The 18,267-nt window shown below is 72.0% G+C and carries 15 protein-coding genes and 1 pseudogene; 9 read left to right on the top strand and 7 right to left on the bottom strand.

From position 1 onward, the window contains the following. The first annotated feature begins 115 nt into the window (after positions 1 to 115). Entirely contained in the window at positions 116 to 1,897 is a 1,782-nt protein-coding gene (locus tag ACIBAD_RS10170) for a GTPase (protein WP_398905709.1), read from the top strand. Further along, positions 1,897 to 3,972 (top strand): dynamin family protein, encoded by a 2,076-nt coding sequence (locus ACIBAD_RS10165; protein WP_134075574.1) that lies wholly within the window; start codon positions 1,897 to 1,899, stop codon positions 3,970 to 3,972. The genes ACIBAD_RS10170 and ACIBAD_RS10165 overlap by 1 nt, the downstream gene beginning before the upstream one ends. 98 nt (positions 3,973 to 4,070) lie before the next feature. Here ACIBAD_RS10165 and ACIBAD_RS10160 read toward each other — a convergent pair whose 3' ends face one another. The 4 genes from ACIBAD_RS10160 to ACIBAD_RS10145 are packed head-to-tail and all read right to left on the bottom strand — an operon-like array spanning position 4,071 to position 9,862. Continuing rightward, positions 4,071 to 5,231, bottom strand: coding sequence for an acyl-CoA dehydrogenase family protein (locus ACIBAD_RS10160; protein WP_134075573.1), 1,161 nt, complete (start codon positions 5,229 to 5,231; stop codon positions 4,071 to 4,073). A gap of 8 nt (positions 5,232 to 5,239) precedes the next feature. Then, entirely contained in the window at positions 5,240 to 6,160 is a 921-nt protein-coding gene (locus tag ACIBAD_RS10155) for a hydroxymethylglutaryl-CoA lyase (RefSeq protein ID WP_398905932.1), read from the bottom strand. Between the two features lie 11 nt (positions 6,161 to 6,171). Beyond that, a complete protein-coding gene (locus ACIBAD_RS10150; protein ID WP_134075572.1) occupies positions 6,172 to 8,229 on the bottom strand; it encodes a biotin carboxylase N-terminal domain-containing protein in 2,058 nt (685 codons plus the stop codon). A 16-nt stretch (positions 8,230 to 8,245) separates the two neighbouring features. Then, entirely contained in the window at positions 8,246 to 9,862 is a 1,617-nt protein-coding gene (locus ACIBAD_RS10145) for a carboxyl transferase domain-containing protein (RefSeq protein WP_134075571.1), read from the bottom strand. Between the two features lie 99 nt (positions 9,863 to 9,961). Here ACIBAD_RS10145 and ACIBAD_RS10140 point away from each other — a divergent pair, with 99 nt between their 5' ends. The 5 genes and pseudogenes from ACIBAD_RS10140 to ACIBAD_RS10120 all read left to right on the top strand — a co-directional run. Next, entirely contained in the window at positions 9,962 to 10,540 is a 579-nt protein-coding gene (locus ACIBAD_RS10140; protein ID WP_134075570.1) for a TetR/AcrR family transcriptional regulator, read from the top strand. A 67-nt stretch (positions 10,541 to 10,607) separates the two neighbouring features. Further along, entirely contained in the window at positions 10,608 to 11,414 is an 807-nt protein-coding gene (locus ACIBAD_RS10135; RefSeq protein ID WP_398905705.1) for a phosphatase, read from the top strand. A gap of 68 nt (positions 11,415 to 11,482) precedes the next feature. Next, the gene (locus ACIBAD_RS10130) at positions 11,483 to 12,256 is read left to right on the top strand and encodes a class I SAM-dependent methyltransferase (protein ID WP_134075568.1); all 774 of its coding nucleotides are present in this window, start codon (positions 11,483 to 11,485) and stop codon (positions 12,254 to 12,256) included. 217 nt (positions 12,257 to 12,473) lie between these two features. Continuing rightward, a complete protein-coding gene (locus ACIBAD_RS10125; RefSeq protein ID WP_398905703.1) occupies positions 12,474 to 13,070 on the top strand; it encodes a hypothetical protein in 597 nt (198 codons plus the stop codon). Positions 13,071 to 13,105: 35 nt separating this feature from the next. Beyond that, positions 13,106 to 13,281, top strand: a pseudogene (locus tag ACIBAD_RS10120) (IS5/IS1182 family transposase); the annotation flags it as partial. A 376-nt stretch (positions 13,282 to 13,657) separates the two neighbouring features. Here the strand turns inward: ACIBAD_RS10120 and ACIBAD_RS10115 are convergent. Continuing rightward, a complete protein-coding gene (locus tag ACIBAD_RS10115) occupies positions 13,658 to 14,518 on the bottom strand; it encodes an SDR family NAD(P)-dependent oxidoreductase (protein WP_398905701.1) in 861 nt (286 codons plus the stop codon). A 78-nt stretch (positions 14,519 to 14,596) separates the two neighbouring features. Here ACIBAD_RS10115 and ACIBAD_RS10110 point away from each other — a divergent pair, with 78 nt between their 5' ends. Both ACIBAD_RS10110 and ACIBAD_RS10105 read left to right on the top strand, forming a co-directional pair. Next, positions 14,597 to 15,058, top strand: a complete 462-nt coding sequence (locus tag ACIBAD_RS10110; RefSeq protein WP_134075564.1) for a MarR family transcriptional regulator — start codon at positions 14,597 to 14,599, stop codon at positions 15,056 to 15,058. Between the two features lie 68 nt (positions 15,059 to 15,126). Next, positions 15,127 to 16,041 carry a DUF4253 domain-containing protein gene (locus tag ACIBAD_RS10105; RefSeq protein WP_398905698.1) on the top strand — a complete coding sequence of 305 codons (915 nt, stop codon included), beginning with the start codon at positions 15,127 to 15,129 and terminating at the stop codon, positions 16,039 to 16,041. 12 nt (positions 16,042 to 16,053) lie between these two features. On the opposite strand, the gene ACIBAD_RS10100 is transcribed toward ACIBAD_RS10105, so the two are convergent. Beyond that, entirely contained in the window at positions 16,054 to 16,932 is an 879-nt protein-coding gene (locus tag ACIBAD_RS10100; RefSeq protein WP_134075563.1) for an acyl-CoA thioesterase II, read from the bottom strand. A 42-nt stretch (positions 16,933 to 16,974) separates the two neighbouring features. Further along, positions 16,975 to 18,132: an acyl-CoA dehydrogenase family protein gene (locus ACIBAD_RS10095; RefSeq protein ID WP_134075562.1), complete on the bottom strand. Its 1,158-nt coding sequence runs from the start codon at positions 18,130 to 18,132 to the stop codon at positions 16,975 to 16,977. Positions 18,133 to 18,267: the final 135 nt, after the last annotated feature.

Genomic DNA, 18,267 nt, shown 5'->3' with positions numbered 1-18,267 from the left:
GGCGCCTTCTTCTCCGCCCGTACGCGGGGCCTTCCGTCGAACCGGCGGCGCCCGGCTCCGTCCGTTGGCATCATGGCCCTGCCGGGAGGTCCTGACGGGGTGGGGTGGCGGCGCGGTGGCCGGTACGGAGGAGCGCGAACGTGAGCTGCGGCAGGCTGAACTCGCCGAACAGGTGGCCCTGCTGGCGGACCGGGCCGGGGCGGACACCGCCGCCTCGCTGATCCGCCGCACGGCGCGCCGCGCGGAATCCCCGCGGGCCCGGATATGCGTCATCGGCGGCAGCAACGTCGGGAAGTCCCGCCTCGTCAACGAGCTGGTGGGCGCGGTGTGCGTGCCGGTGTCCGTGCACGCGACCGACGGGCCGCCCGTGGTGGTACGCCCGTTCGCCGCGGAGCCGGGGGAGCCGGGAGAGCCGGGAGAGCCGGGGGAGCCGGGGGAGCCGGCTCCCGAGGGCCCCGGGCCGACCGGCCTGCGAACCGTACGCGTCGAGGTGCCGTCCGGATCCTGGCCGGCCCGTACCGGGGTGGAGCTCGTCGACACTCCCGGCTGGGAGGGCTGGTCGGGAGTACGGCAGCCCGACACCGCAGCCCTCGCCCGGATCGTCGGAGACTGCGACGTGGTCGTCGTCGTCACGGAGGCCCGCCGCGCGATGCTCGCCACCGAACAGGCCCGGATCAAGGCGCTCGCCGCCGCCCCGCACAGTCCGCCGCTCGCCGTCGTCGTCACCAAGCTCGCCGAGGTCGAGGACGAGGCGGCCGACATCCTGCGCCGCGTCAACCACCTCGTCTCGGTCCTGGCCCCCGAGGCGCTGGTGCTCTCCGGACCGGTCCCCGCACCCGGCACCGCAACCGGGGCCGCGCAGCCCGACGGCGTCGACCCGCTCCGCGCCGTACTGGGCCACCTGGCCGGAATCCGGCTGCGCCGGGCGCTGCGCACCATCCGCAGACTGCACCTCCTCGCCGCCACCTGCGCCCTCGTGGAGCAGGCCGCGGAGCGGGCGCTCGCGGACGTGCACCGGCCCGACCCCGTCCGGACGCGGGCCGCCCAGATCTGGCACACGGCCCACGAGAGCGCCCGGTTCCACTGGATCGTGCTCAGCGCCGACGCGGGGGACTGGCGTCGCGCCGCTCTCGTCCAGACGATCGCCGCCGAGGCGCGCAGGCGCCGCGCCGCCACGGCGCGCGAACTCGCCGCGCGCTTCTCCGCGATGCTGGAGACGCCCGAGGAGCAGCACTTCATACGCCTCCACGCGATCCCGCACACCGCCGAGGCCCTCCAGCACTTCGAGGCGTGGATCACCGAAGCCGTCGACCGCGCCCTCGAAGAGGACATCCGCCGGCTGCGCGCCGCCCTGATGCGCAACCGGCCCGGCGAGGAACTGTTCCAGGGCTTGGCCGCCCCCGGCGCCGGACGGGTCGTACCGGCCGCCGCCCTGCCCCCGGTCGCCGAGGAGGCCGCCGCCGCCGAGTCGCGCAGCGCCACCGGCTGGGACGCCTCCTGGCTGCCGGAGCTCGTCGGCACCGCCATCGAGAGCGTGCTGACGCCCATGTCCGCCGAGGTCGTGGGCCAGATCGCGGGAGCGGCCGGTACGGCGCTGATGACGGAAGCCCTCGAACACGGGCAGGCCGAGCGCCGCGAACGCGCCATCGACGACCTGGAACGGATCGTCGAGGCGGCCTTCACCGAGCAGGTGACACGGACCGAGGCGCGCATCGGCCAGGTCTACGACCGCCTGCTCGGGCAGGCACAGGAACGCGACGAGCAGTGGTGGCGGCTGCACACCACCGCCGTCGCCGCCCAACCGGAATCCCTCGACCACTGGCGTTCACTGCGGAGCACGGCGCGGACGCTGAGCCGCTCCGTGCACGCCCACCTCTCTCCCCTGGAAGGGGCCTGATGGCGCACGAGAACCGGCGGTCAACGGCCGGCCAGGAATCACCGGCCTCGCAGTTCCGCGGCTGGAGCGAGAACATCGGAACACTGCGCTCGTACTACCAGCGCCTCCAGCAGGTGGCCGGCGAGGCCGCGGCCGTCATCGCCCCGCCGGGAACCCCGGGAGGGGCGCTGGACCTCGGCATCAACGGGGCGGTCTTCGAGCGCGAGACCTTCCGGATCATGGTGCTCGGCGAGTTCAGCAGCGGCAAGAGCACCCTGATCAACGCTCTGCTCGGCAAGCGGCTGCTGCCCACCAAGGCCAATCCGGCCACCGCCTTCACCACGGTCCTGCGCTGGGGCGAGACCGAGCGGGCCTGGCTGTACCGGGACGGGGACCGGCGGGGCGGCGAGACGGCCGTCACCACGGAGGAGTTCAAGCGGGAGGTCTCCCTCCAGATCGACGCGCACGGCGCGCCCCGCACCCCCTCCTTCGCGCTGGCCGTCGTCGAGCAGCCGCTGGAGCTGCTGCGCAGATCCGTCGAGATCGTCGACTCGGCCGGGATCAACGAGAGTTCCGACCGCGAGCTGGTGACCCTGCGCTACCTGGAGGAGGTGGACGCCGTCGTCTTCGTCACGGACGCCGGGCGGCCGTTCACCCTCCACGAGACCGAGAACTACCTCACCCGGGTCAGGAAGCTGGGGCACCGCGACATCTTCTTCGTGGTGAACCAGTTCGACCGGATCGAGGAGGAGGAACGGGCGGAGGTGATGAGCCGCTGCCGCAACGCGGTCGCCGAGCTCAACGGGGAATCCGGCGGTGCCGCCCCCAACGTCTTCTTCATCAGCGCCCTCCAGGCCCTGCGCGCGCGGACGGACGGCAACGAGCAGGACCTGAAGGCCTCGGGGATCCGACAGTTGGAGTCCGCCCTGGAAGTCTTCTGCATGCGCGACGCGGCCCGGGTGAAGTTCGTCCGGCTCGCCGAGTTCCTGCGCCACAACGCGGTCAACCTGCGCGTGCGCCTGCACGACGAGGGCGCGCTACTGATGAAGTCGACGGCGGAGCTGCGCGAACTCCTCGACCGCAGCCAGTCCACCCAGGACCAGCTGCGCGCCAGCGCCGACGCGATCCGCGACATCGTCAGCAGCAAGGTCCTCGGCATCGAGAACGAATTGCAGCTGAGGTTCGCCGCGTTCCTGACCGAGATCAGCCGCGAGATCGGCGAATGGCACGTCACGACCGGCCCGGGGCGCCTGACCCGGGCCGTGCGCTCCTTCACCAAGGGCGGCCGCGTCGCGGCCCAGCACGAACTGATGGACGCGTACACGGTCCAGCTCCAGGAACGCATGCAGGTCTTCTGCGCCCGTGAGCTCGACCAGGTCATCGAGGAGCGGCAGGGGGACCTGGTGCGCCAGCTCGAACCGCTGATCCGGGCGCACGCCGACCTCCTCGACAAGCTGCGCGCGGAACTCACCGGCTCACAGTCCGAACGGGACCAGAACTACCTGATCTACACGCTGGCCATCGCGGCGGGCAAGGGCAAGGCGGGTCGCGACGGGCGCCGCCACAGCGACGACGTGCCGCTGATGTTCCGCCCCAGCTCGCTCATGGCGCTCGGCGCGGGCGGCGGCGCGGTGGTCGCCGGCGGGGCGACGGCCGCCGCGGCGGCCGGTCTGATCAGCCTGGGCCTGGCCGTGCCGCCGGTCGGCGTGGCGGTGGCCATCGGCGCGGCGATCGGACCGCTGCTGGCCTCGGGGGCGGTCTTCTTCGCCGACGGCAAGCTGCAGACGCGAGCGGCGGAGGAGTTCGCCGTCCACGTGAAGGACTCGGCGGCCCAGACCGCCCGCCAGTACGCGGGCAGCCGCGCCGCGGACCTGCGCGAGATGTGGGGCGGGATCAGCGGCACGCTCCACCTCCAGCTCCAGGACCTCATCGGCATCGTCCAGCGCAACATCGAGGAGTCCCGGCAGGACGAGCAGGCCAAGGCGGGCATGCGGGACCAGCTCTACGCCTTCGAGCAGCGGATCACCGATGTGGAGCAGCACATCGCGAACTTCCTGCAGCCCTTCGTCTCCGAGGCGGAGCGGGAGCAGGCGTAGGCACGGGACGGACCGCAGGACCGCAGGACAGCAGGACAGCGGGACCGCCGGACCGATCACGGCCCGGCGGTCCACGTCCGTCTGCGGCGCGAGGCGTACTAGCCGGCGAAGCCCAGCTCGCGGGCGATGAGCATGCGCTGCACCTCGCTGGTGCCCTCGCCGATCTCCAGGATCTTGGAGTCGCGCCACATGCGCGCCACGGGGTACTCGTTCATGAACCCGTAGCCGCCGTGGATCTGCGTGGCGTCCCGGGCGTTGTCCACCGCGACCGTGGAGGAGTACAGCTTCGCGATCGCCGCCTCCTTCTTGAACGGCTCCCCGGCCACGAGGCGGGAGGCCGCGTCACGCCAGCCGATGCGGGCCATGTGGGCGCGCATCTCCATGTCCGCCAGCTTGAACTGGATGGCCTGGTTGTCTCCGATGGGCCGGCCGAAGGCCTTGCGCTCCTTCGCGTACTTCACCGACTCGTCCACGCAGCCCTGGGCCAGGCCGGTGGCGAGCGCCGAGATCGCGATGCGGCCCTCGTCGAGGATGCGCAGGAACTGGGCGTAGCCGCGGCCCTCCTGGCCGACCAGGTTGGCCAGGGGCACCCGTACGTTGTCGAAGGCCAGCTCACGCGTGTCCGAGGAGTTCCAGCCGACCTTGGAGTACGGCGCGGCCACCGTGAAGCCCGGGGTGCCGGACGGGACGATGATCGAGGAGATCTCCGGGCGGCCGTCCGCCTTGCGGCCCGTCACGGCGGTGACGGTGACCAGGCCGGTGATGTCCGTACCGGAGTTGGTGATGAAGCACTTCGAGCCGTTGATCACCCACTCGTCGCCGTCCTTGACGGCCGTGGTGCGGGTCCCGCCGGCGTCGGAGCCGCCGTCCGGCTCGGTCAGGCCGAAGGCGCCGAGCACCTCACCGGAGCACATCTTCGGCAGCCACTGCCGCTTCTGCTCCTCGGTGCCGAAGAGGTGGATGGGCATGGCGCCGAGGGAGACGCCCGCCTCCAGCGTGATCGCGACCGAGGAGTCGACGCGGGCCAGCTCCTCCAGGGCGATGCCGAGGGCGAGGTAGTCGCCGCCCATGCCGCCGTACTCCTCCGGGAAGGGCAGGCCGAACAGGCCCATGCGGCCCATCTCGCGGACGATCTCGTACGGGAACTCGTGCCGCTCGTACAGGTCGCCGATCTTGGGGGCGACGACGTCGTGCGCGAACGCCTCGACGGTACGGCGGAGTTCCTCGTGCTCGGGGGTGAGCCGGTGGTCGAGGGACATGGTCTTCGTTACTCCTTGTGGGAGAGCGCGCGGACGGTACGGGAGGGGCTGGGGCGCCCCAGCTGTTCGGCCATCCACACGCTCGTGGCGGTGAGGGCGGCCAGGTCGACGCCGGTCTCGATGCCGAGGCCGTCGAGCATCCACACCAGGTCCTCGGTGGCGAGGTTGCCGGTGGCGCTCTTCGCGTACGGGCATCCGCCGAGGCCGCCTGCGGAGGCGTCGACGGTGGTCACCCCGTGCTGGAGCGCGGCCAGGGTGTTGGACAGGGCCTGGCCGTAGGTGTCGTGGAAGTGCACGCCGATCCGGTCGGTCGTGACGCCCTCCTCGCCCAGCTCGCTGAGGAGGGTCTGGACATGGCCCGGGGTGGCGACGCCGATGGTGTCGCCGAGGCTGAGCTCGTCGCAGCCGAGGTCGAGCAGGGCCTTGGCCACGCGGACCACCTGGTGGACCGGGACGGGACCCTCCCAGGGGTCGCCGAAGCACATGGAGAGGTAGCCGCGGACGTGCGCCCCGCCCTCCTTGGCGCGGGCCACGACGGGCTCGAACATCGCGAGCGACTCGGCGACGGTCCGGTTGAGGTTGCGGGACGCGAAGGTCTCGGTGGCCGAGCCGAAGACGGCGATACGGGTGGCCCCGAGGGCGAGCGCGCGGTCGAGGCCGCGCTCGTTGGGGACGAGGACGGGCAGGTGCACCCCGGCGAGGCCGTGCAGCTCCGGGAACAGCTGCTCGGCGTCGGCCAGCTGGGGCACCCACTTGGGGTGCACGAAGCTGGTGGCCTCGATGGTGGTGAGGCCGGCGGCGGCCAGCCGGTGGATGAACTCGGCCTTGACCGCGGTGGGTACGGCCGTCTTCTCGTTCTGCAGCCCGTCGCGGGCGCCGACCTCGTGGATGCGGACGCGGGCCGGCAGCCCGGGGGCCGGGACCGTCATGGGCAGCCCGTTCACGCGCCCTCCTCCTCTTTCGCTTCCTCGTCCGGGGTGACGACGGCCAGGACCTGGTCCATGGCGACGGTGGTACCGGGGGAGACGTCCAGCTCGGTGACCGTGCCGGAGTGGGGGGCGGAGATGACGTGCTCCATCTTCATCGCCTCGACGACGAGCAGGCTCTGCCCCGCGGCCACCTTGTCGCCGACGGCGACCTTGACCACGGTGACCGTGCCGGGCATGGGGGCGGCGAGGGTGTCGGCGCCGGCCCTCGCGCCCCCGCCGAGGGACGCGGCGACGGGGTCGTGGTGCTGGACGTGCCAGCCGTCCGCGTCGCGGCCGAGCCAGACCCCCTCCGGGGAAGCGGCGTGGGCGAAGCGGTGCGTGACGCCGTCCAGTTCGACCGTGAGGTGGTCGGCGGTGAGGGCGACGATCCGGCCGCGGGCCGGTGCGCCGTCGGCCACGAGGAGCTCCGTGGCGAGGCCGGAGCCGGAGCCCGGCCGGGCGGGACGGGTGCGGACCTCGACCGGGTCCTGACCCGGGAGGCGGAAGTGGCGGACCGTCCACGCCGGGGTTCCGCCGAGGCGCCAGCCGTCGGCCGCCCCGAAGGGGTCCACCCAGCCCGGCTCACCCGAGCCCCCGGCAGGGCTTCGGGAGGGGGCGGGGCGGGGGACGTCCAGCAGCGCGGCCGCCGCGTACACCTCGGACGGGACCGAATCCGGGAGGAGGGACGCGAGATCCCGCTCGACCAGGCCGGTGTCGAGGTCGCCCGACACCACGTCCGGGTGGGCCAGCAGCCTCCGCAGGAAGCCGGCGTTCGTCTGGACGCCCAGGATCACGGTGTCCGCGAGCGCACCCCGCAGCACCCGCAGGGCAGCCGCCCGGTCCGGTCCGTACGCGATCACCTTCGACAGCATCGGGTCGTACGTCGACCCCGTGTCGACGCCCGCCACCAGCCCGGAGTCCGTACGCACGGCCCCGCCGTCCGGCTCCGAGAGGGCCAGGACGGTACCGCCGGACGGCAGGAACCCGCGCGCCGGGTCCTCCGCGCAGACGCGGGCCTCGATCGCGTGGCCCGTCAGCCGGACCTCCGCCTGGCCGAAGCCCAGCCGCTCGCCCGCCGCGACCCTCAGCTGCTGTTCCACCAGGTCCAGCCCGGTGATCAGCTCCGTCACCGGGTGCTCGACCTGGAGCCGGGTGTTCATCTCCATGAAGTAGTACGAGGACGGGTCCCCGCCGGGCACGATGAACTCCACCGTCCCCGCGCCGACGTACCCGCACGACCGCGCCGCCTCCACCGCCGCCGCGCCCATCGAGGCCCGCAGCTCCGGCGTGAGCAGGACCGACGGGGCCTCCTCGATCACCTTCTGGTGGCGCCGCTGGAGCGAGCACTCGCGCTCACCCAGGTGCACCACGTTGCCGTGCGCGTCCGCCAGCACCTGGATCTCGATGTGCCGCGGCCGGTCCACCCACCGCTCCACGAGCAGCGTGTCGTCGCCGAACGAGGACCGCGCCTCGCGGCGCGCCGCCGCGATCTCCTCGCCCAGCAGACCGGCGTCGCGGACCAGCCTCATGCCCTTGCCGCCGCCGCCCGCCGAGGGCTTCAGCAGCACCGGCATGCCGATCTCCTCGGCCGCCGCGACGAGTTCGGCGTCCGACAGCCCGCTGCCCGAGGAGCCCGGCACCACGGGCACGCCCGCCGCCTTCACCGTCTCCTTGGCGCGGATCTTGTCGCCCATCAGGGAGATCGCCGAGGCCGGCGGTCCGATGAAGGCCAGCCCCGCCTCCGCGCACGCCGCCGCGAAGGCGGCGTTCTCGGCGAGGAACCCGTACCCGGGGTGGACCGCCTCGGCGCCCGTCCGCCGGGCGGCGTCGAGCAGCCGCTCCACCGACAGGTAGCTCTCGGCGGCCGCCGCCGGGCCGATCCGGACGGCCGTGTCGGCCTCCCGTACGTGGCGGGCGTCGGCGTCGGCGTCGCTGAAGACGGCCACGGAGCGGATGCCGAGCTGCCGCAGGGTGCGGATGACCCGGACCGCGATCTCGCCCCGGTTCGCCACCAGAACAGTGCTGAACATCAGTGAGGTCCTCACGTCACATACGGAAGATGCCGAAGCCCGAGTCGCCCAGCGGGGCGTTCGCGCACGCGGTCAGGGCCAGTCCCAGCACCTGCCGGGTTTCCATCGGGTCGATGACCCCGTCGTCCCACAGCCGCGCGGTGGCGTAGTAGGCGTTGCCCTGCTCCTCGTACTGGGCGCGGACCGGGGCCTTGAAGGCCTCCTCGTCCTCCAGCGGCCATTCCTGGCCGGCGCCCTCGATCTGGTCGCGCTTGACCGTCGCGAGCACCGAGGCCGCCTGTTCGCCGCCCATCACGGAGATCTTGGCGTTGGGCCACATCCACAGGAAGCGCGGGGAGTACGCCCGCCCGCACATCGAGTAGTTGCCGGCTCCGTACGAGCCGCCGACGACCACCGTCAGCTTCGGGACCCGCGTGCACGCCACGGCCGTGACCATCTTGGCGCCGTGCTTGGCGATGCCGCCGGCCTCGTAGTCGCGGCCGACCATGAAGCCCGAGATGTTCTGGAGGAAGAGGAGCGGGATCCCCCGCTGGTCGCACAGCTCGATGAAGTGCGCGCCCTTCTGGGCGGATTCGGAGAACAGGATGCCGTTGTTGGCGATGATCCCGACCGGGTGGCCGTGGATCCGCGCGAAGCCGGTGACCAGGGTCTGGCCGAACTCGGCCTTGAACTCCTGGAAGCGGGAGCCGTCCACGATCCGGGCGATGATCTCGCGGGCGTCGTACGGGGTGCGCGAGTCGACCGGCACCGCGCCGTACAGCCCGTAGGGGTCCACCTTCGGCTCTTCCGGAGCCTCGACCGACCAGGGCAGGGCCCCGCGCTCGGGCAGGGTCGCCACGATGTTCCGTACGATCCGCAGCGCGTGCGCGTCGTCCTCCGCGAGGTGGTCGGTGACGCCGGAGGTCCGGGAGTGGACCTCGCCGCCGCCGAGCTCCTCGGCCGTGACCACCTCGCCGGTGGCGGCCTTCACCAGCGGCGGGCCGCCGAGGAAGATCGTGCCCTGGCCGCGGACGATCACTGCCTCGTCGCTCATCGCCGGGACGTAAGCGCCGCCCGCCGTGCAGGAGCCGAGGACGGCGGCGATCTGCGGGATGCCGGCGCCCGACATGCGCGCCTGGTTGTAGAAGATGCGGCCGAAGTGCTCCCGGTCGGGGAAGACCTCGTCCTGCATGGGGAGGAAGGCGCCGCCCGAGTCGACCAGGTAGAGGCAGGGGAGACGATTCTCCAGGGCCACTTCCTGCGCCCGGAGGTGCTTCTTGACGGTCATCGGGTAGTACGTGCCGCCCTTGACGGTGGCGTCGTTCGCGACGATCACGCACTCGCGGCCGCTGACCCGGCCGATGCCCGCGATGACCCCGGCGGCCGGGGCCGCACCCCCGTACATGCCCTCTGCGGCCAGCGGGGCCAGCTCCAGGAAGGGCGAGCCCGGGTCGAGGAGGGTGTCCACGCGGTCGCGGGGGAGCAGCTTCCCGCGGGCGGTGTGGCGGGCGCGGGCCTTCTCGCCGCCGCCGAGCCGGGCCGCGTCGAGCCGGGCGCGCAGCCCCTCGGTCAGCTCGCGGTGGGCGGCCTCGTTGGTCCGCCAGGCCTCGGACGCCGGGTCCGCGGCGCTCGTCAGCACTGGTGCCTGCTGCATCGGTCGAGCTCCCTTGCTCGGTGCACGCTGTTAATGAGCGTTAACGCATGTACCGCCTAGGTTAACGAGCGCTAACGGCCCTGTCTAGAATGGATTCCCATGAGCACCAGAGCCGCCGCCCCGACCCGTCGCGAGCAGATCCTCAGCGAGGCCGCCCGCCTCTTCGCCGCGCGCGGATTCCACGGCGTCGGCGTGGACGAGATAGGGGCTGCCGTGGGCATCAGCGGCCCCGGCCTCTACCGGCATTTCGCGGGCAAGGACGCCATGCTCGCCGAGCTGCTCGTCGGGATCAGCGAGCGGCTGCTGACGGGCGGCCGCCACCGGGTGGCCGAGGCCGCGGGCGACCCGGAGGGCGTCCTGGCCTCCCTGATCGACGGGCACATCGACTTCGCCCTCGACGACAGGGCGCTGATCACGCTCCACGACCGGGAGCTGGACCGGCTGCGGGAGGCCGACCGCAAGCTCGTACGGCAGCTGCAGCGCCAGTACGTGGAGCTGTGGGTGGAGGTCGTGGGGGAACTGCACCCGGAGGTCGGAGAGGCGGAGGTACGGGTGTCCGTGCACGCCGTCTTCGGCCTGCTCAACTCCACCCCGCACCTGGCGGCGCTCGGCCGGGAGGCGACGGAATCGCTGCTGCGGCGCCTGGCGCACGGGGCGTTCGGGGCGCTGTCGGGGTGAGGCGAGGGTGAGGCGACGCGTCCGCTGGGCGAAATGGCACCGGCGTCCGGGGCCCGGCGACGGCAGAATGGGCCGCATGCCGAAGCCGATAGAGACGCACGTACCGAGCCGCGCAGAACTCGTCGACCATCTGGTCCGCACCCGGATCTCGGGTCAGGTCGCGACGCCCCGTGAGAACAACCTGTCGCACTACCGCAAGCTCGCCAACGGCGACCGGCACTACTGGCTGGGCCTGGAGCTGGGCGACCGCTGGACGGACGAGCAGGACGTGCTCGCCGTGATGGCGGAGCGGGTCGGGGTCGTCGACGACGCGGCCCACCGCTTCGGCCAGGACACGATCGACCCGGAGCTGACCGTCTCCGGCCTGGACCGGATGGCGGCGCGGCTGCGGAAGGCGGCCCTGGACCGGCAGAGCGTCCTGCTCGCCACGGGGCACCCGGGCGGGCTGCTCGACGTGCACCGGGCGACGGCGGCCGCGCTGCGCGCGGCGGGCTGCGAGATCGTGGTGATCCCGCCCGGGCTGGTGGCGGACGAGGGGTCGGTGTGGCAGTTCGCCGACGTCGCGGTCCTGGAGCGGGGCGCCACGCTGTGGCACACCCACTCCCCGGAGCCGATGGCCGCGATCCTGGACGGTCTGGCGGCGGAGAACCGTCCCCAGCCGGACCTGATCGTGGCCGACCACGGCTGGGCGGGGTGCGCGGCGCAGCGCGGGCTGGACGCGGTGGGGTACGCGGACTGCAACGACCCGGCGCTGTTCCTCGGCGAGGCGGAGGGCACCCTCCAGGTGGCGGTCCCCCTCGACGACCACGTCCGCGACCCGCGTTTCTACGACCCGGTGGTGGCGTACCTGCTGTCGGCGGCGGGTCTGATCTAGCCCGCCCCGGCGGACCGGCAGGCCCCCAGGGCCTGTCCGGCGGATCATGTGACCACTAGGTTGCAACGATGGAACGCTTAACCGATGTGCACGAGAGCCTCGCCCAGTCTGCAGATCCGGCCCGGGTGAATGACTACGACAGTTTCGCCGAGGTGTACTCGGCGGAGAACGAGAACAACCTCGTGAACGCGTACTACGAGCGGCCCGCGATGCTGACCCTCGCCGGAGACGTGGCCGGCCGTCGGATCCTGGACGCCGGCTGCGGCTCGGGCCCGCTGTCCGCTGCACTGCGCGACCGCGGTGCGGTCGTCACCGGCATCGACGCCAGCGCCGGGATGCTGGCGTTGGCAAGACGGCGGCTCGGTGCCGACGCGGCTCTGCACGTGGTCGACCTGCGCGAGCGCCTGCCGTTCGACGACGATGCGTTCGACGACGTGGTCGCGTCGCTGGTGCTGCACTACCTGGAGGACTGGGGGCCGACGCTGGCCGAGCTGCGGCGCGTCCTCAGGCCCGGCGGCCGGCTGATCGCGTCGGTGGACCACCCCTTCGTGGCCTACGCGCTCCAGGACCCTCGGCCCGACTACTTCGCGACCACCAGCTATACCTTCGACTGGATGCTCAACGGGCAGTCCACCCCAATGAGGTTCTGGCGCAAGCCCTTGCACGCGATGACCGATGCCTTCACCACTGCCGGCTTCCGTCTTTCCGCCATCAGCGAGCCTCAGCCCGACCCAGCCGCCCGTGACCTGTTCCCCGACGACTTCCATGCCCTTTCGACCAAAACCTGCTTCCTCTTCTTCGTCCTCGAAGTACCGCCGTCGGCTGCGGGCTCGGACAAGTAGCCGACGTCGACGAGCCGGCGTTCGCGGCCCGGCTCGCCACCACCGAGCCCGACGCCGTGAGCGCGCTCGCCGCGTTCCTCACCAGGCCCACCACGACGGCCGCTGAAGCTCACTGGGGAAGTGGCCCTTCCCGGTCACGGCCGATGTTCGTACGATCGGCACCCACCGATGTCCAGGAAGAGTCAAAATGCAGGCTTCAAAGTTATCCGCTGCGGCTGTGCAGGTACTGACCGGAAGCGTCTCGGCAACGGCGGAGCAAACCACGGCAGTGCGCGGACTCATCTGGGGGCAACTCGGAAGAAGCACCCTGGGAGCCTCGGCGCTGGCCCGCCTGCATGATCAACCCGGCGAGGAGTCGGCGAGCAACGTCGGCTCCGTCATCGCAGATGAACTGCGGGCGGACCCGAACTTCGCCGACCGGTTGCGCACAGCCCTTCAGCCGCTCCCCACCCCTTCATCGCATGACGCCTCCCACCGCATCGCCACCGCTCCGCCACCTCCGGTTCTGCCTCCCAGGCCGACCGCATCCGCACCTCCCGCCGCTCTCGATCCGGCCGAGGTGAGGAAGATATGGCTCTTGGGGATCCCTCAATTCCTCCTGGCTTACGTCGTCCTCACCATCACGTCGCGGATGGCCGGGGAATCCATGGCGCCACAGGTCCTCATCCTTCTCGCCTCCGCCAGCCTCGCCGGCTACGGAGTCTGGCGCGCCTTCGTCCTCCTGCGCCGGGCACGCAGCACGCCACTCATCGCCGCTACAGTGCTCGCCGTTCTGGTGCTGATCAGGCTGGTTCTATGGCTGGCAGGCGTCTGAGTTCTCCACCCGCCGCAGCTTCTGGGTCAGGTCCTGTCCGGCTCCGTGTGCGGACCGGCATACCGCGGCGGGATCTTCCTGAGCGTTTCGGCAGCTGGAAGACCGCTTACGAAGCCGTCGGCCGACGCCGACCTGGCCGGCCGGCCGGCTGGACTGGAGCACGGTCAGCGTTGACTCCCCCTCCTGCCGGGCCCACCAGCACGCGGCCGGGCCCGCGATCCGACTACGGCTCCGGGACTGAGCAGACCTGCTGTCTCAGTCCCCGAGGAACCACAGGTAGAGGTGCTGTCCGTGGAGAACCGTCCGGCCCAGGTCAAAAGCTCACGCGCGAACTCGTCGGTAACCACGCCCGGAGGCAGGCGCGGTACCTCCGCCAGCAGGGTGACCACCTGGCGGCTGTTGAAGACAGTGTCCGCGTACGGCAATAGGTGCCCCAGCATCGGAAACACCCGCTGGTCGAGACCCGCCAACTCCGGCCCCCAGACCACACCATGCTCGGCGCGAGCCTGGATCGTGCCGGCCTCGCCCCGGACCTGGAGATTGATCATGCTTCGACCCTATGGCCCTCAAGATCCGCCGGACAGACCCTAGGCCAGCCAGGAGCTCATCTCGGTCTGGACGGCGGAGCCGTCGAGGTCGGCGAGCTTCATGCCCACGAAGTCGCGCGCCCAGTTGGAGGTCTGGATCCGGAACGGCATCTTCTCGGCGGTCAGCGCCTCGACGACCGGCGCCGCCGCCTGCTCCGGGGTCTGCGCGCTGTCGCTGCCGAAGGACTGCAGGGCGTGGTTGATGTAGCCCTGGAGGTGCGGGGCGTACGGGCCCGCCTGGGCGAGCAGCGCCGGGATGTCGAGCCCGACGTTGTTCACGAACTCGCTGGAGACGGCACCCGGTTCGACGACGGAGACCTGGACGCCCGCGGCCGCGGCGACCGGAGCCAGGGACTCCATGAAGCCCTCGACGGCGAACTTGGCCGCGCAGTAGGACTCGTTGAACGGCTGGCCGACCACGCCGCCGACGCTCGTCACGGTGATGACCCGGCCGCCCGAGGCGCGCAGGTGGGGGAGTGCGGCGCGGGTGAGCTCGACGACGCCGAAGAAGTTGACCTCCATCACGGACCGCACCTGCTCCATGCCGTGCTGCTCGATCGTGCCCACGAAACCGGCGCCCGCGTTGTTCACGACCGCGTCGAGGTGCCCGTGCTCGGCGACGACCTCGGCCACGCACGCGGCCACGGAGTCCGCGTCCGTCACGTCGAGCCGCTTGACCTGGACCAGGTCGGAGACGCCGGCCTCGGCGGCGGCCTTGTTCAGGGCGTCGGCGCGGGTGGTGTCCCGCATGGTGGCGACGGTGTGCCAGCCCGCCCGGGCGGTGGCGACCGCGGCGGCCAGGCCGATGCCGGAGGAGGTGCCGGTGATGAGGACGGTCTTGGCGGCGGTGTTGGCGCTCATGGAAGGCTCCTTAGGTTTGTGCGTGCACACACACATTAACGATGTGTGCGTGTGCACGCAACCCGGTATCCTTCCCGCATGGCGCACACGAAACTCAACCTGGACGGCCTCACCCCCCGCGACCACGCCTTCTACGGCCTGGTCTGGGCCGGAACCACCCTCACCGCCCGGGTGGACCAGGCGCTCACGCGCCGGCACGACCTGCCGTTGTCGTGGTTCGAGGTGATGCTGTGGCTGAGCGTGCAGCACGAGCCGGTCGCCCCCTCCGAGCTGGGCGCCAGGACCCTGCTCAGCCGCAGCCAGGTCTCCCGCGTCGCCGATTCGCTCCGGGCCCGCGGCCTGGTCGAACGGGTCCCGTCCCCGACGGACGCCCGGTCCGTGGGCATCGCCCTCACCGAGGCGGGCCGCCGCGCCTTCGCGGAGGCCGACGCCACCCGCCGGGAGGCCCTCGCCGAGGTCTTCGACGACCGCCTCGACGACGCGGACATAGCGGCGCTGGAGGCGGTCTGGGCCAAACTCAAGGCGCAGCCCGAGGCGTAGGCGGCCACCGGCCCCACCGCCCTTTCGGAGAAGGGGCGTTGTCAGTGCCCGCGGCTACCGTCGAAGGCGTGACGAATCCGCCGAGTCCGCCGAGTCCGCCGAGTCCGCCGAGTCCGCCGAATTCCCCTACGACGCAGAACCCGCTGTCCGTGCTGGCCGACGACCCGCAAGGCCGCACCCTGGGGCTGGAATTGCCTCCGGGTGCGCTGGTCGACCGGCCCGGCGTGCGGCCGCGCTCGCGGCTGCGGACCAAGGCGCGGCCCGAGCCGCTGCTGTGGGTCTCCGACGCGCCCGTGGGCGTCGGCGCGCTCGCCGCCTGCCGCGGCCCTGCCCTGGCCGCCGCGGGCCTTCAGGCGGTGCTGTTCCAGGAGCGCAGAGGCCTGGAGCGCTGGTGGGTCCGCGACGAGCTGAGCCCCGCGTCGATGTCCGACCCCGACGACCATCACGTCGAGCCGGTCCTGCGCGAGTTCTGGGCCGCGGTCGTCCCCGACCCCGAGGAGGGCGAGGGCCCCGACGGCGCCGGGCTCATAGCCCCCTTCGGCCGCGACTGGCCGGGCCTGGCGGAGCGCCGTATCCCGCAGGAGGACCCGGAGGCGGTGGCCCTCGCCCTCGCCGACGAGCTGATCCGTGACGGGGTCCTGCCGCATCCGCGCCTCGCACTGGTCCCCGCCGGCCGCGGAGCCGACGTACCCACCGCGATGGGCTGGCGGGGACCGGTGAACCACGAGAGCGACACAGCCCTCATCAGCACCGTGCTGCGCTCCTGGGAGGACCGGTTCGGCGCCCGCGTCGTCGCCCTCGGCTTCGACGAGCTCCACCTGTCGGTGGCCGCCCCGCTTCCGACGAGGGCCGCGGCGCTGCCGGTCGCCGCCGAGCACTTCGCGTTCTGCCCGGACAACGTCTGGCAGGGCTCGGGCAGCGTCCGGGCGTACGCGGACGAGGCCGTGACCGGCGCCGGGTACTGGGGGTTCTGGTGGGACTGACCGCCGGCGGGGCTACGCGCGCGGGACGCGCACCACGCCCTCCTGGATGACGGTCACGGCGAGGCGCCCGTCCTGCGTCCAGATCCGGGCCTGCCCGAGGCCGCGCCCGGCGGCCGCGGTCGGGGACTCCTGGTCGTACAGCAGCCATTCGTCGGCGCGGAAGGGCCGGTGGAACCACATCGCGTGGTCCAGCGAGGCGCCCACCACGTCGCCGACCGCCCAGCCGCCCCGGCCGTGCGCGAGCAGCACCGAGTCGAGCAGGGTCATGTCCGAGACGTACGTGGCCAGACAGGTGTGCAGGAGCGCGTCGTCGCTCTCCAACTTACCGGCCGTACGGAACCACACCTGCGTGCGCGGCTCGACCGGCTTGCCGACGCTGCCCCAGGGCGGGACCGTCGCGTACCGCAGGTCCACGGCGCCGCGCGCCTCGATCAGCCGCTCCACCGTGCCCGGGTCGCGGAAGATCTCCCGGTACTCCGGCAGCGCCTCGGCGGCCGTCGGCAGGGTTTCCGGATCGGGGGCGTCCGGCATCGCGGCCTGGTGGTCGAGGCCCTCCTCGTACGTCTGGAAGGACGCGGAGAGGTGGAAGATCGGCTGGCCGTGCTGGACGGCGACGACCCGGCGGGTGGTGAAGGAGCGCCCGTCGCGGATCCGGTCGACCGCGTAGACGATCGGCGCGCCGGGATCCCCGGCGCGCAGGAAGTACGAGTGCAGCGAGTGCGCGGTGCGGTCCTCGGGGACCGTCCGCCCGGCCGCGACCATGGCCTGGGCCGCGACCTGGCCGCCGAAGACGCGCGGTACCAGCGCCGAACGGCTGGTACCGCGGAAGATGTTCTCCTCGATCTGCTCCAGGTCGAGCAGATCGAGGAGCGTCGTCAGTGCCTCGTTCATGGGGGGAAGGGTAAGTCCCTCGTGTCCCTGGTCCGTCGGGCCTTACAGCCCCATCGCCTTGGCGATGATGGACTTCATGATCTCGCTGGTGCCGCCGTAGATGCGGTTGACGCGGTTGTCGGCGTACAGGCGGGCGATCGGGTACTCGTTCATGTAGCCGTAGCCGCCGTGCAGCTGGAGGCAGCGGTCGATCACGCGGTGCGCGACCTCGGTGCAGAACAGCTTCGCGGAGGCGGCCTCGGCGGGGGTCAGCTCGCCGGCGTCCAGGGCCTCCAGGGCGCGGTCCGCGACGGCCTGGGCGGCGTCCACCTCGGCCTGGCAGGCGGCCAGCTCGAACTTGGTGTTCTGGAAGTGCGCGACCGGCTTGCCGAAGACCGTGCGGTCGGTGACGTACTGCTGGGCGAACCGGACGGCCGCGGCGGCCTGGGCGTACGCGCCGAACGCGATGCCCCAGCGCTCGGAGGCCAGGTTGTGGCCGAGGTAGTAGAAGCCCTTGCCCTCCTCGCCGAGCAGGTCCTCGACGGGGACCTTGACGTCGACGAACGCCAGCTCGGCGGTGTCGGAGGTGCGCAGGCCCAGCTTGTCCAGCTTGCGGCCGATGGAGTAGCCCTCGGACTTGGTGTCCACGGCGAACAGCGAGATGCCGAAGCGGCGGTCGTCCTCGCGCGGGGCGGAGGTGCGGGCGCAGACGATCACGCGGTCGGCGTGCACGCCGCCGGTGATGAAGGTCTTGGCGCCGTTGAGGACGTAGTGCGTGCCGTCCTCGGAGAGCTTGGCGGTGGTCTTCATGCCCGCGACGTCGGAGCCGGTGCCCGGCTCGGTCATGGCGAGGGCCCACATCTCCTCACCGGAGACGAACTTCGGCAGGTAGCGCTTCTTCTGCTCGTCGTCGGCCAGCATCTTGATGTAGGGGAGGGCGAGCAGCACGTGCACGCCGGAGCCGCCGAAGTTCACGCCCGCGCGGGCGGTCTCCTCGTACAGGACGGCCTCGAACTTGTGGGTGTCCAGGCCCGCGCCGCCGAACTCCTCGGGGACGTTGATGCCGAAGATGCCCAGCTCGCCGAGCTTGTAGTAGAAGTCGCGCGGCGCCTGGCCGGCCGCGAACCACTCGTCGTAGACGGGGACGACCTCGGCCTCTATGAAGGCGCGGATGGTCTCGCGGAACGCTTCGTGGTCCTCGTTGAAAACGGTACGGCGCACAGCCGCCTCCTCGATCCTGTCGCCCGTCGCGCTGTCGCGCCGTGTCTAAGCGCTTGCTCAGACCACTAAGTTACCGGTGGGTCGGGTGGGCTGTCCAGAGTCGCGGAGGGGACCGGGTGTGATGTCCGGCCCATG

This window comes from Streptomyces sp. NPDC051109 (assembly GCF_044455885.1).
Taxonomy (GTDB): Bacteria; Actinomycetota; Actinomycetes; order Streptomycetales; family Streptomycetaceae; genus Streptomyces.
This window is presented reverse-complemented; position numbering and strand designations above follow the sequence as displayed.

Coding starts and splice junctions, on each gene's coding strand:
- ACIBAD_RS10135 (WP_398905705.1), top strand. CDS start 10,608: ATGGGCCGCATGCCGAAGCCGATAGAGACGCACGTACCGAGCCGCGCA.
- ACIBAD_RS10100 (WP_134075563.1), bottom strand. CDS start 16,932: ATGAACGAGGCACTGACGACGCTCCTCGATCTGCTCGACCTGGAGCAG.
- ACIBAD_RS10115 (WP_398905701.1), bottom strand. CDS start 14,518: ATGAGCGCCAACACCGCCGCCAAGACCGTCCTCATCACCGGCACCTCC.
- ACIBAD_RS10110 (WP_134075564.1), top strand. CDS start 14,597: ATGGCGCACACGAAACTCAACCTGGACGGCCTCACCCCCCGCGACCAC.
- ACIBAD_RS10145 (WP_134075571.1), bottom strand. CDS start 9,862: ATGCAGCAGGCACCAGTGCTGACGAGCGCCGCGGACCCGGCGTCCGAG.
- ACIBAD_RS10160 (WP_134075573.1), bottom strand. CDS start 5,231: ATGTCCCTCGACCACCGGCTCACCCCCGAGCACGAGGAACTCCGCCGT.
- ACIBAD_RS10140 (WP_134075570.1), top strand. CDS start 9,962: ATGAGCACCAGAGCCGCCGCCCCGACCCGTCGCGAGCAGATCCTCAGC.
- ACIBAD_RS10165 (WP_134075574.1), top strand. CDS start 1,897: ATGGCGCACGAGAACCGGCGGTCAACGGCCGGCCAGGAATCACCGGCC.
- ACIBAD_RS10150 (WP_134075572.1), bottom strand. CDS start 8,229: ATGTTCAGCACTGTTCTGGTGGCGAACCGGGGCGAGATCGCGGTCCGG.
- ACIBAD_RS10155 (WP_398905932.1), bottom strand. CDS start 6,160: ATGACGGTCCCGGCCCCCGGGCTGCCGGCCCGCGTCCGCATCCACGAG.
- ACIBAD_RS10130 (WP_134075568.1), top strand. CDS start 11,483: ATGGAACGCTTAACCGATGTGCACGAGAGCCTCGCCCAGTCTGCAGAT.